Origin of the sequence: Arthrobacter sp. AFG20, assembly GCF_002892795.1 — a bacterium.
In the GTDB taxonomy this organism is placed as follows: Bacteria; Actinomycetota; Actinomycetes; order Actinomycetales; family Micrococcaceae; genus Arthrobacter.
The window spans coordinates 40,155-52,502 of sequence record NZ_PJMC01000019.1; the positions used below are offsets into that span (position 1 = coordinate 40,155).

Annotated in this window: 12 protein-coding genes; 4 read left to right on the forward strand and 8 right to left on the reverse strand. The window is 63.5% G+C overall.

What is annotated here, in order from left to right; genetic code table 11:
• The first annotated feature begins 100 nt into the window (after positions 1-100).
• The gene (locus CXZ05_RS18780) at positions 101-652 is read left to right on the forward strand and encodes a hypothetical protein (protein ID WP_102974034.1); all 552 of its coding nucleotides are present in this window, start codon (positions 101-103) and stop codon (positions 650-652) included.
• Positions 653-830: 178 nt separating this feature from the next.
• On the forward strand, positions 831-1,130 hold the full coding sequence (locus CXZ05_RS18785) for a DUF4193 domain-containing protein (RefSeq protein ID WP_102974086.1): 300 nt from the start codon (positions 831-833) through the stop codon (positions 1,128-1,130).
• A 90-nt stretch (positions 1,131-1,220) separates the two neighbouring features.
• On the opposite strand, the gene CXZ05_RS18790 is transcribed toward CXZ05_RS18785, so the two are convergent.
• The 4 genes from CXZ05_RS18790 to CXZ05_RS18805 form a co-directional block, all read right to left on the reverse strand.
• Complete coding sequence (locus tag CXZ05_RS18790; RefSeq protein ID WP_102974035.1) at positions 1,221-1,430, reverse strand: hypothetical protein; 210 nt, start codon at positions 1,428-1,430, stop codon at positions 1,221-1,223.
• Between the two features lie 355 nt (positions 1,431-1,785).
• Complete coding sequence (locus CXZ05_RS18795) at positions 1,786-2,529, reverse strand: SDR family oxidoreductase (RefSeq protein WP_102974036.1); 744 nt, start codon at positions 2,527-2,529, stop codon at positions 1,786-1,788.
• A 31-nt stretch (positions 2,530-2,560) separates the two neighbouring features.
• A complete protein-coding gene (locus tag CXZ05_RS18800) occupies positions 2,561-3,316 on the reverse strand; it encodes an SDR family oxidoreductase (RefSeq protein ID WP_102974037.1) in 756 nt (251 codons plus the stop codon).
• A gap of 104 nt (positions 3,317-3,420) precedes the next feature.
• Positions 3,421-4,317: an RNA polymerase sigma-70 factor gene (locus CXZ05_RS18805; protein ID WP_102974038.1), complete on the reverse strand. Its 897-nt coding sequence runs from the start codon at positions 4,315-4,317 to the stop codon at positions 3,421-3,423.
• 1,736 nt (positions 4,318-6,053) lie between these two features.
• On the opposite strand from CXZ05_RS18805, the gene CXZ05_RS18810 reads away from it, so the two are divergent.
• On the forward strand, positions 6,054-6,329 hold the full coding sequence (locus tag CXZ05_RS18810; RefSeq protein WP_102974039.1) for a hypothetical protein: 276 nt from the start codon (positions 6,054-6,056) through the stop codon (positions 6,327-6,329).
• A gap of 44 nt (positions 6,330-6,373) precedes the next feature.
• Here CXZ05_RS18810 and CXZ05_RS18815 read toward each other — a convergent pair whose 3' ends face one another.
• The 4 genes from CXZ05_RS18815 to CXZ05_RS18830 all read right to left on the reverse strand — a co-directional run bounded on the left by CXZ05_RS18815 (position 6,374) and on the right by CXZ05_RS18830 (position 12,114).
• Positions 6,374-7,624, reverse strand: a complete 1,251-nt coding sequence (locus CXZ05_RS18815) for an IS256 family transposase (RefSeq protein WP_102974087.1) — start codon at positions 7,622-7,624, stop codon at positions 6,374-6,376.
• 298 nt (positions 7,625-7,922) lie between these two features.
• A complete protein-coding gene (locus CXZ05_RS18820; RefSeq protein WP_146033118.1) occupies positions 7,923-8,645 on the reverse strand; it encodes an IS3 family transposase in 723 nt (240 codons plus the stop codon).
• Positions 8,646-8,923: 278 nt separating this feature from the next.
• Complete coding sequence (locus CXZ05_RS18825; RefSeq protein WP_102974041.1) at positions 8,924-9,964, reverse strand: AAA family ATPase; 1,041 nt, start codon at positions 9,962-9,964, stop codon at positions 8,924-8,926.
• A 560-nt stretch (positions 9,965-10,524) separates the two neighbouring features.
• A complete protein-coding gene (locus CXZ05_RS18830) occupies positions 10,525-12,114 on the reverse strand; it encodes an ATP-dependent DNA ligase (RefSeq protein WP_102974042.1) in 1,590 nt (529 codons plus the stop codon).
• Positions 12,115-12,177: 63 nt separating this feature from the next.
• On the opposite strand from CXZ05_RS18830, the gene CXZ05_RS23610 reads away from it, so the two are divergent.
• Positions 12,178-12,315 carry a hypothetical protein gene (locus CXZ05_RS23610; RefSeq protein WP_180987458.1) on the forward strand — a complete coding sequence of 46 codons (138 nt, stop codon included), beginning with the start codon at positions 12,178-12,180 and terminating at the stop codon, positions 12,313-12,315.
• The last annotated feature ends 33 nt before the right edge of the window (positions 12,316-12,348 follow it).

A 12,348-nucleotide genomic window follows, 5' to 3' on the forward strand; every position in this document is an offset into this window, starting at 1 on the left:
CTAACGGTTGCACCAAGAACCGGAAACATCCCTCGTCGCGGGCTGTTGGCGCTCCTACGCTGGAGACATCCCATCACTCACACCCACAAGGGGTACCCACATGAAAAAACTAAGCGCCTGGCTCACCGCCATCATCATCGCACTCGGGCTGGGCCTCCTGGCTCCGGGGCCAGCCTCCGCGACCACTTCCTACTGCGGACTGGTCTGGAGCTCACTGGCCAAGTCCAACCAGGCCATGAGCGCCCCATCAGTAACCAACATACGCTCAGGACAGCACACCTGCTTCGACCGGTTAGTGATCGACATCAAGGGAAAGGCAGCCGGCTACAACGTCCGCTACGTCTCAAAGGTCGTACAGGACGGATCCGGACTGCCCATCAAGCTCAGAGGCGGCGCATTCCTGCAGGTCACCGCCCACGCACCCAGCTATGACAGCGTCACGGGCAAGTCCACCTATGCACCGGCCAACCGCTCCGAGGTGACCAACGTTTCGAAGTACAAGACGTTCAGGCAGGTGGCCTGGGCAGGCAGCTTTGAGGGCCACACCGCCCTGGGCCTCGGCGTCCGCGCCCGGCTGCCCTTCAAGGTCTACACCCTTGCCGGCCCCGGCAGCGGATCAAAGCTCGTGATCGACGTCGCCCACCAGTGGTGACGCTAGATGTGACGACCGACAAGACCGGGCAATAGAAACCGGTACAGCGAAGCCCCGCTCCCAGGGGGAGGCGGGGCAGCGCTTTGCTGCACCATGCGGCAGAGCCCAATCGGGGAATTCTTCCTATGTCCTGTACGTTGCAGGACCGGTAAACCCCCAACAGAAAGAGATGCCTCCCGTGGCAACCGATTACGACGAACTGCGCACCGACGTCAAGGAGTCCCAGGAAAACTCACTCGAAGCCCTGAAGTCCGCCAAAGCACCGGACGCGCAGTCTGTGGTTCAAGAGCTCGACGAAGCTGACGCCCTCGACGGCCTGACCCCAGGCGGCGAGTTCATTGCCGAAGAACTCGTCGTGCAGGTCATCCCGCAGGCTGACGATGAGTTCACCTGCTGCTCGTGCTTCCTGGTCCGCCACCGTTCGCAGAAGGCGCGCGAGAAGGACGGCCATGCCTACTGTGTCGAATGTGAGGGCTGAGCCCCACCACTGACCGGCTGTCCCGGAGCACCTCCGGGACAGCATCCCCGAGGAATTCACGCCGCTGCCCAGGACCTCGCGGGGCAACCGTTATTCGTCGCGCCGCACCCACGTATAGGGGTTTGGCTCGTGGCTGCCACGCCTGCCTTGCTCAAACCCCTGCTGCCACGCCTTTCCGACCGCGGACACCAGGCCCGCGAGCAAGGGGTAGTAGGGATGGTCCGGACCGATATAGATCATTTCGTCGGTGGCCCGGTCCACGGCGGCCCGGACTTCATTCTCGGTAGCGGGACTGCTCATGGTGCCGCCCTTCCTCCCTGGAACTTCTGCGTCCGCCTCGACGGTAACGCCTGCCTGCGGAAGCGTCCATGGGTGCAACGGCCGGCACCTTGGGGAGAAAGCGGCCCTGATAGATGCCCGCAATCAGCCCTTTTTGCGGGCACTCGCTGCCTATTTTTCAAGCGCCGATAACCGGGATTCCGTCAACCTGCCTCGGTTGGGAAAACCGTGCGTGCTGATCCCGCGGAGCAAGAAGAGCGGTGCGAAGGGCATGGGCGAACTCCTCGACCGAGCTCTGGTCAGCGCGTTCTACCGAAAAGCTGGGCGCGGAGTGCCCTTACAACGGTCCTCTGTGAAGGACACCCCGCGGGGTCCGCTACTGCTGGTTCAGCCATTCTTCGAAGCGGGTTTCACAAATGGTCGCGTCGATTCCGGGAAGCAGTTCGCCATCCTGGAGCATGGCGTTGAAGTAGCGTGCGGTAGGGTCGGTGACGACCTCGCGGGAGTCCCCAAGGAAGCTGAGGCCTTTGCGGATGAGGTCGTCGAGACCGAACTGCTCGGGACCGGCGACCTCAACGGTAGCGTTTAATGGACGTTCGAGTGCGGTACGCGCAACAGCGCTGGCTACGTCCTCGGCGGCCATGGGCTGGATCAGGGCGGGTGACAGCCGAACAGTGTTTCCCTCGGTCGCTGCCTGGGCGATGCTCTTGACGAACTGGAAAAACTGCGTTGCATGAACGATCGAATACGGGACGCCCGCTTCCTTGATGAGCTTCTCCTGAGCAATTTTCGCCCGGAAGTAGCCGCTCTCGGCCAGGCGCTCGGTGCCCACGACCGACAGGGCGACATGGTGCCCAACACCGGCCTGTTTCTCGGCGGCGAGCTGGTTGCGGGTGGAGGTGGTAAAGAAATCCAGCACGGCCGCATCTGCAAACGAGGGTGAGTTCGACACATCGACTACGGTGTCGGCTCCCTGCAGCACATCCGAGAGGCCCTCGCCGGTGAGCGTGTTCACCCCCGACTCAGGGGAGGCGGCCACTGCTTCGTGTCCGTGTTCGCGGAGCCTGCCGACCAGTTTCGAGCCGATCAGGCCAGTACCGCCGATAACTACGATCTTCATGATCTTCCTTTCAATAACTTCTTGTAACGAGCTACAGGCCGGGCTGGGAGGTCGCATTCAGCCACTCCTTGAGGGTGATGTCCCCGATGCGGGATTCACCCACGGGAACGATGCTGGTCTCTTCGATTGGTATGCCGAAGTAGCCGGCCTGGGGATCAGTGACCACTGGGCGGGAGTCGTTGCGGGCAGCGAGAACACGACCCACGAATTCATTAAGTCCTGCGCGCTCAGGGCCCGCCATTTCAAGGACGCCGTCAATCGCGGGCGAGAGGGCCGTCTCCGCCACAATGCGGGCAACGTCGGCAGCAGCCATCGGCTGCATCAGGTGACTTGTCACGTAAACCGACCCGTCGCGGGTTCCTGCATCGGCGATCATCGGGAGGAACTCGAAGAATTGAGTGGCCCGCAGGATGGTGTATGGCACTCCGCCTTCTCTAATTGCCTTCTCCTGCGCGGTTTTTCCGGCGAAGTAGCCGACGCCGATGCGGTCGGTTCCAACGACTGACAGGGCCACGTGATGCCGTACGCCGGCCCTTTTCCCGGCAGCGAGAAGGTTGCGTGATGACGTGGAGAAGAAGGGAACGACCACCTTCTCATCGAAATCGGCAGTATTCGTCAAGTCGACGACTACGTCCGCCCCCACCATCGCCTCATCCAACCCCTGGCCGGTCACGGAATTGACCCCGGTGGAAGGGGACGCCGCTTTAGCCTCATGGCCCTGACTGCTGAGGATCTCCACAACCTGCTTGCCGATCAGCCCAGTGCCGCCGATTACAACGATCTTCATGATGATCTTCCCTCCGATAAAGGCTTAGCGGAATGCAGTGGCATCCCGTCCACCAGCTATGACCGGAGATCACACCAATCTGTGACAGGCTTTGGAAAATTGCGTCAGGCGCCAACCCTCGTTACGCCGGAGAGTTTGTCTGGATTCATCGTCCACAACAGCCGATCGATGCCATCGGCAGACGCGGTGAGAGTCACCACCGCAAACACCACCCCGTCCTGGGCCAGCAGTGCGGCGGGCCGGCCGTTGGCCATAAAGGGCTGGGTATCCACGCCCAGCCAGAAACGCGACGCGAACGCCTGGTAGTACTTCGCGACCCGTTCCCGTCCGACAACAGGGAACTTGGAAGCCCGAACCTTACCGCCGCCGTCAGAGTAATTGACGACGTCGGCGGCGAAAAGTGCCTCCAGCGCGGCCAGGTTTCCGGTCCGGGCAGCAGCAAGGAATGCCTCCAGCAGCTGCCGCTGCTCACTCACGCTCACCTCGGCGCGTTTCTCTTCAGCAAGGCGTTTGCGCGCCCGGCTGACCAATTGGCGGGCATTCCCTTCTGTCTGTTGGATGATCTCAGCGATCTGCTCATACGGGTAGTCGAACGCTTGCCGCAGCACGTACGCTGCCCGTTCGGTCGGCGACAACTTTTCCAGTATCAGCAACACCGCAAACTCGAGCGCTTCACCACGCAAGGCGCCCAGTTCGGGGTCGGCGCTTGTGTCCACCGGCTCGGGCAGCCAGGGACCGACGTACGTCTCACGACGGACACGTGCCGACTGCCCGGCGTTGATGGCAAGACGGGTGGCGGTGGTCGCTAGGAACGCGGGGGCGTGCCGAACCAGGCTGCGATCGCAGGTCTGCCATCGGACCCACGTCTCCTGGACGATGTCCTCCGCCTCGCTGACCCTGCCGAGCATGCGGTAGGCGATCCCGAACAATCGAGGACGGACCTCAGCGAAAATGGTCGATGCCGTTTCCAGTTCGGCCGGTGACCCGGTGTCGGCATCCATGCGCCCAATGTTACTGCTCACGGGTTGGAGCCTGGGCTGGCTGTGAACGCTGGATTTGTTCTCCCAAGCAATTCGAGGAGCCGATAGTTGATATTCCGTCGACCCTGCATATTCCTGCCGAAGCTTCACACGAGTAGGGCCCGAACACGCGGACCTTTCCTGGCGGTCCAAGTAGCGGAGCCCGGCCAAGAGCGGCAGACCGGAGTTCCGTGTCTAAAAGCTACGTCCCACCCCTTGAAGTTGGCTAGGGATGTCACCGACAACTGAAGCAAAGCCAAGGAAAGAAGTGGCAGCAAGTGGCGTTGACGACCCCTTCCATCAGGCCAAGTCAAAGAGCCGGAAATTGCGATTCGTCATGCTGCAAACGCGCTGGGCCTCTTGGCTGTTCGGTACCCCTTTTGCGGCGAGGTCCGGGTCATGCCGTCTTCCATAGTCTCGCCCATGAGACGCTCGAAGGAGGCCGCGACGGCTATGACGTTCATTGAATCCCATCCCTCGGGTTGCTCGGGACAGAAGCGCCCGGCCAAGGTCGTGTGTCGGATTCCGGCTCCAGGGAATGTGCGCGGAGTGGCGTCCGGCGGTGGCGAGGGATTCTCCACGTCCCGAGGGACCATTCACGCGGGTCCGTCGTGGCTCAGAACGCTCACAAAAGAGGGTGTGCACAATGTGCACACCTCGGGCTTCGGATTCGGTTGTACCGGCGTCGGACAGGGCCGGACTGGGGAGGTCTTCGGGGGAGCGGCGGGTTTTCAAGGGTTGGCGCCCGGTTCGAGTCCCACTTCGGGCACAGTGTTTTCCCTGTTCATGGGCTTGTGAGCCTCTGAGTGTGGACAAATTCTTCGCTTGTGGGCCCCTTCGGGGCCTTTTTTATTGGTGGCCGGTGCTGTGGCCGGGGACCTCCTTGCCTTCCTGGATCGACGGGTTGTTGTTCGTTACCAGTTCATGGGCGTTCATAGCTCGGTCAACATGATTTAAGAAGAATTCGGTGCGAGGTTCTTTATTGCGTCGTCGTTGGGTGTTCACTGGGCACCTCCTTGGCGGCTGTTGGTGGCTGTTCTTCTTCATCGTGGTTCCGGGGGAGGGCGGCATGACTGGCGCCCAACCGATAGGGAAAGGGTGTCGCCGGACGCCCGCAGGCTGTCCGACACTGCCCGACAGCGCGGCAACTTCGCCCCGTGTTGTAGCCGATGATGCTCACCGTCCTTCCGTCCATGGATCGAGGGTTTTTTCGTCGTTGGCTGTTCATGGTTGCCCTAGGCGTCGACGACGTGACGCTGTGGACTTCTTGCCGTGGTGTCTCGAAGCGTGGTGCTGCTGCCTGGCTGGTCTTTCATGGTTGTTCATTGCCGGCCTGTTGGCTGACTGCATGACTGAATGATGAGCCGTCGAAGCACCCCTTAGTAGTCGGACGGCTCCTCGCAAAAGACCCGAGCTCAACACCCTGGCTGCCCAGCAGGGCTTCCGCCCCTCCGACCGCGACAAGCTCGTCGACGCGCTCAAAGAACACAACCTGCCGCTGCCGGGGAGGGCTGCCACTACAGCGTGAGTCTCCCCACGTTATTTTGAGTAGCTATCAATAAGGCGTTAAACTTGGATGTAGGCCAGAGTAGCCCTCGAGTACCGCACCGGTGAACATCCCTGGGCCGGCAGGGCAAGCGACACAACCCGCAACGCCCTTCTGCTTGAGCGGCACTGGAACCTGAACTGGCCCTGATCCTGAACCCCGAGGAGAACCCATGACTTTGCTGGCCGAACGCCCCGCAACAACCGAACCCGTCTCTGAGACCGCTACCGGCACCACTGTCGTGGGCACCGCACTGCGCGGCGGCAGCTACGTAACTCTGCCCGGCGGCAGCGCCCCGGCCCGTGTTGAAGGCACCTATGTCACCGTCCCCGGCAGCCGAAACCTGCCTCCCGTCACCCATGGAAGCTATGTCACGGTAGCCGGCGCTCCCGCTGTTGCCACCGGCCTCGTTGAGGGCAGCTACGTAACGCTTCCGACGGCAGCCTAAATGGGACTGTCCGATAAACGGTGTGTGGGTCCGGCCGGTTTTCATTAGTTAGTGGTTCGTTCGAACCGGCCGGCGAAGGTAATCGCGAACGCGTTCAGTGCAGGCTTCCACCTCATGACCCAGCGTGCCCTACCGCCGCCGGTCGGATCAAGAGACCTGGTGACCAGATACAGGCATTTCAGGGCGGCGGCCTCGTTTGGAAAGTGCCCGCGGGCCCTCACAGCCCTGCGGTAGCGGGCATTGATCGACTCGATTGCGTTCGTCGTGCAGATCACCCGCCGGATCTCCACGTCGTACTCCAGGAACGGCACGAATTCCGCCCAGGATGACTCCCAGAGCCGCACGATCGCCGGATACCGCTGGCCCCACTCGGCCGTGAACTCGGCGAACCGGTCCTTGGCCGCTTGCTCGGACGGGGCGGTGTAGACCGGTTTGAGGGCCTTGACGATGCCGTCGCGGTGCTGGCGTCCGGCGTAGCGGAAGCTGTTGCGGATCAGGTGCACGATGCATTGCTGCACGACCGTTCGCTCCCACGTGGTCGTGATCGCCTCCGGCAGGCCCTTGAGCCCGTCACAGACGGCGATCAACACATCCTCGACACCGCGGTTCTTCAGCTCGGCGAACACCTGCAGCCAGAACCGTGCACCCTCGCCGCCGTCGCCGGCCCAGATCCCCAGAATCTCCCGCTCCCCGTTCACGGTGACGCCCATAACGACATAGAACGGGGTGTTCCGCACCTGCCCGTCACGGACCTTGACGACGATCGCGTCCACGAAGAGCACCGGATAGACCGGATCCAAAGGCCGGGCCGACCACTCCGCGAGTTCGCCAACAACCTTTTCCGTGATGCGGCTGATGGTGTCTTTGGAGACCTTGGCCCCGTAGACCTCCTCGAAGTGCGCGGCGATTTCCCCGGTGGTCAATCCCCGGGCGGAGAGCGAGAGCACGATCTGGTCGATCCCGTCCAAACGCCGTTTCCGCTTGGGCACAATGACCGGCTCGAACGAGCCGTCCCGATCCCGGGGCACCTCAATTTCAACCGGGCCGATCTCGGTAAGCACGGTCTTGGACCTGGTGCCGTTGCGCATGTTGGCTGCGATCGGCGTCTGGCCATGCTCGTGTCCGAGGTGCTCGGTCAGCTCCGCTTCCAGCGCGGTCTCCAGCACGTTCCGCGTGAGCTGGTTCAGCAGCCCGCCCGGGCCGACCAAGCTCACGCCCTGCTCCTTGGCCTGCGCGAGCAACCGCTCCGCGAGCTCCTTCTGATCGATGATCTCTCCCGTCACAGGATCGATCATCACCCCTGTCATCTCGGTCGTGGACTCTGACACGGCCGTCTCCTTTCGGATCAGGCCGGACCCTCACACACCGTTTTTCTTACAGTCCCGCCTAAATCCCCAGCGTCTGTGGTGGATGGCACCGTGCGGCGTAGAAAGGAGGCCGACGGCGACACTGCGTGTCGTCGTCGGCCTCCTTTTTTAGTGCAGTCTTCGGAGTCGGACGGGTGTTCCATATGCAGGGGACCCGGCAGCCACGCGAGGGCTTGCCAGCGTCATTGTGAACTGGTCCCCGATAGTTGGACTGGGTTAGTAAGGCCTACGCCGCGAGGGCCTGGCTTCGGTATTGTATCGGGCTCAGGCCCTTGAGCTTCGTCGAGATTCTTTCGTTGTTGTACCAGCGGATGTACTCGTGCAGTGCTGTTGCCAGTGCGCCGGTGCTGAGGAACCGGACGTGGTGGAAGACTTCTTCCTTGAGGTGGCCGAAGAAGTTCTCCATCACCGCGTTGTCGTAGCAGTTGCCCTTGCGGGACATTGACTGGACCGCATCTGCGTCCTTGAGGAGAGTGCGCCAGGAGATGTGCTGGTACTGGACGCCCTGGTCAGAGTGCACCAGCGGTTTCTGCCCGTCCTGGAGCAGCGCCAAGGCCTCGCGCAGCGACGCGTTCGTCAGTTCCAGGTTCGGGGACGAGCCGATGGCGTAGGAGATGATCTGCCGGTCGAAGAGGTCCATGACCGGGGAGAGGTAAAGCTTCCGGCCCCCGACGCTGAACTCGGTCACGTCGGTGACCCACTTCTGGTTCGGGGCGGTGGCGTCGAACTCCCGGTTCAGCAGGTTCGGGGCGATCCTGCCCTGCTCACGCTGGTAGGAGTTATAGCGCTTCCTCCGCCGGACCTTGCAGACCAGCCCCAGCACACGCATCAGCTTCAGTACGGTCTTCTTCGCGACCGTCCACCCTTTCTTGAGCAGCTCTGTATGGATGCGCCGGTGCCCGTACCGGGCCTGGCTGTCGTTGAAAATCTCGGTGATCGTGGTCTTCAGCGACGCTTGCGGATCGGGTGAACAGCTCCCCGAAAGTTGGACTGAAAATTCAGTTCTAACTTACGGGGAGCAGTTTACGTTCAGGGCAGTTCGTCGTTTGAGGAGCAGCGCGAAGCCGCGGTGGCGCTGTTTGCGACTGATTGGGGGTCCAGGGCCGTAGCGAGCAAGCTCTGGGTGGTTAGGAAAGCTGTCCTCCGGTTGCACCACAGGGCAATAGTTGTGCTTATTCCTGCTCGGAGGCGGTACGCGCATTCGCCTGACAGCCGCCGCGGATCCGGTCAGACCAGCCAGCGCCACCAACGTGACTGCACCGGTTCCGACGTCGGCGTCGGTTCCGGCTCCGGCTCCTCGCCCAAGGCCAGCGCGGCCTCGACGATGTCGTCCGCGGTGAGCGTCATCACGGCCTCACGATCGAGCGCGTCGAGACTTTGTTCCTCGTCGCGCGACAGTCGCAACGCCTGGCGGTTGAGCGCCTGCTCGAACAGCGTGCGGGCGAACCGGGCGTTGCCGGAGTCCTCGCCCGCGTGGAGCCCGGTGAAAATACGGCGCAGCATCTGGTCCGCACCCGGCTCCAGCGTGTACTCGTGCTGGGCCAGCATCTGGTGGAAGATCGTCTGGAGTGCGTCGACGGAGTAGTCGGGGAACGTGATCTCGCGGGCGAACCGGGAGCGCAGTCCGGGGTTCGAGAGCAAGAAGGACTCCATCAGCCGGGGGTACCCGGCCACGATCACGACCAGGCGGTGGCGGTGGTCCTCCATCCGCTTGAGCAGGACCTCGATCGCCTCGGGGCCGAAGTCCATCCGGCCGTCCTCCGGTGCCAGCGCGTAGGCCTCGTCGATGAACAGGACGCCGTCCAGCGCACGCCGGATCACCCGGTCCGTCTTGATCGCGGTCGCTCCGACGTACTGCCCCACCAGGCCCGAACGGTCGACCTCGACCAGGTGGCCTTTCTGCAGCAGACCGACCGCGCGGTACATCTCGGCCAGGAGCCGCGCCACGGTGGTCTTGCCCGTGCCCGGGTTTCCGAGGAACACCAGATGCTGTGATGTGGCCACCTCCGGCAGGCCGTGCGCCTTACGGCGGGCCTGGACCTGAAGCAGTGCGACGAGGGCCCGCACCTGTTCCTTCACGGTCTCCAGTCCGACCAGCGCGTCGAGCTCGGCCTGCACCTCGGACAGCGGCCGGGCTGGCCCGGGCCTCGCACCGATGAGATCGCTGACCAGGTCGTCGACGCGCTCCGAACTGGGCAGCTTGAGCTGATCGGCCAGATGGCCGATGGTTTCGCGCAGGTCGTCGAGCGGATGGCGGCTGGCAGCCATGCATCCACTGTAGTACTCGATTCCCAGGTATTGAACGCGTGAAGCTCTTGGCTCCACGAGAACTTGGGTGAGAGTGCCAGTCGGCTGGCTGAACATATGAAGCGTCGGCAACGAAGGCCACCTGACAGTACGTCAGGTCCATCTGCTCCACTTCGGAAGCGGCAACGCAACGGGTCTCGTCAGCCCCGTGGGGCGTAGCGGAGCACATCGCCGACGAACACGTCCCTGCCTAGCTGCGACAGGCCTAGCCGGTGCAATCAGAACGCTATGAAGGTTCTCCGCGGAAGCCGGCAGGGCGCGGTTCCATGCCCCTTCCGATTCGGGCCGGGGCTCTCGGTTGGCGGTTTCTCGTTGAGGAGGTTGTCAGGTTCGGACCGGCGGAACCACGCCGGCTCGGTTCGTCCGGCTTCCCTCCATCGAAGCAATATCCTAATTAAGGATCCTCAGCCAGGGCCCGGAGTGCTCGGCACGTGGCGATCGTCGGCTCTCCAGGACCTTCGCCGCTGCTGGGATCTGAAGCTCGTGCGCGCGCCTGCACGGAAAACGCTAAACCGTCGCTTTTACGGGAGTGGCGCGTCTCTTCCCGAATCTGGTTCCGCCGGCGCGGGCGATACCTTACTGCCCCCTGGGGTATGGAGCAGAGCGCGCAACGTCTGGATGGTGTCGGCCTCCGCGGCCGTCTTGTCGTCACGGTAGCGCTTGACGCGTGCGAACCGAAGCGCGATTCCACCCGGATAGCGGGGAGAGTGCTGGACGCCGTCGATGGCAATCTCGACCACGGTGACCGGCTCGGTCCACACCGTACCCGCCGTACGCCGCACCTCCAACTCCTGGAACCTTTCAGTCTGCCATTGCAGCAGCGCATCGGTGAGGCCCTTGAAAGTCTTGCCCACCATCACGTAGCCGCCGGGTTCGCCGAACTCGCCAACAGGGTCCAGGGCTCCGAGGTGCAGGTTCGACAGCAGCCCAGTGCGCCGTCCTGACCCCCATTCGCAGGCGAGCACCACCAGGTCGTAGGTGAGCACCGGCTTCACCTTGATCCAGTTCGAACCCCGCCGCCCGGCGGCGTAGGCCGAGCCCACCGCCTTCACGACCACACCCTCATGGCCGGCGGCCAGCGCATCGCGCGACACGCTCTCGGCAACAGCCGCATCCGCAGTGATTTTCCCCGGGATGCGGTGACCGGGGGCGATGCGCTCGAGCACGCCGATGCGCGTGGACAGCGGCTCGTCGAGCAGGTCGCGCCCGTCGATGTGCAGCACGTCGAAAAACCACGGATGCAGCAGTGTGGTGCGCGCCGCGTTCGCCCCGAACCGTGACATGGTCTCCTGGAACGGCCGGGGGCCGCCGTCCTCGTCTAGGGCTAGAGTCTCGCCGTCCAGGATCACATCGCGCACGGGCAGTCCGCGCACCACCTCCACCACCTCAGGCAGCCGATGGGTCACTTCGGCCAGGGTGCGGGTGTAGATGCGCACCTCGTCGCCGGCACGGTGAACCTGGATGCGTGCGCCGTCGAGCTTGTATTCCACCGACGCTTCCCCCGTCGCCTCCAGCGCCTCGCTCGCACTGGCCGCGGTTGCGGCGAGCATGGGCTGCACGGGACGCCCGACGACGAGGCCGACAGCGTCAAGCTGGGCCGCGGTGCCCGTGATCGCCAGCAGGGCGGCCCAGCCGAGATCGCCGGAGAGCATCGCTGCGCGGCGTACGGCCTCGACCTGCCGGCCGGCGGCGCGGGCGACCGCATCCGTCAGTACGCCTTCGAGTGCACCGGTACGAAGTTCTCCGAGCAGCACGCCGGCGATGAAGGCCTGCTCTCGTTCGGTGGCTTCCGCCATCAGAGTCCGAAGGGTGGCGGCGCGTTCCACGGTCGAGCCAGCGCCTGCGGCTGCCTGCAGCCTGTCCAACGCAGCATCGAGGTGGGCAATAGTGAGATTCGGCTCAGGAGCGGGCTCGCCCCCGGCCGCCCTCATGCCGCTCCAGCCGATCCCGACTCGGCCCTGGCGAGGCTTGGCGGTGAGCAGACCCACCGCCGTCGGGATGTCCGCGGGGTCGAGCCGGAGCAGCAGGTCTGCAAGTACGTTGACCTTGGCGAGCCGGGAGCGGGTGGCCGCGACGGCTTCCAAGGTCCTCACGAGCACGTCGAGCAGCATGACACCAGTTTGTCACGGCCGCTGGCTATGGACCGCGATTAGGCCCTGTTCCAGAATGGGCGCGTGGGAATCATCATCGCCAACCTGTTTGGCAGCACCTTGGTGCCCGCCCACGCCGGAGCCACCAGTGAATTGGAGACGACGAACTTGGGCGCCCGGTTAAGCGTGCCGGCGATCCCGTCGGACTGGTGCGGCCAGTAGGCCGTGAAAATGTAGTAGGTCTTACGGGTCGAG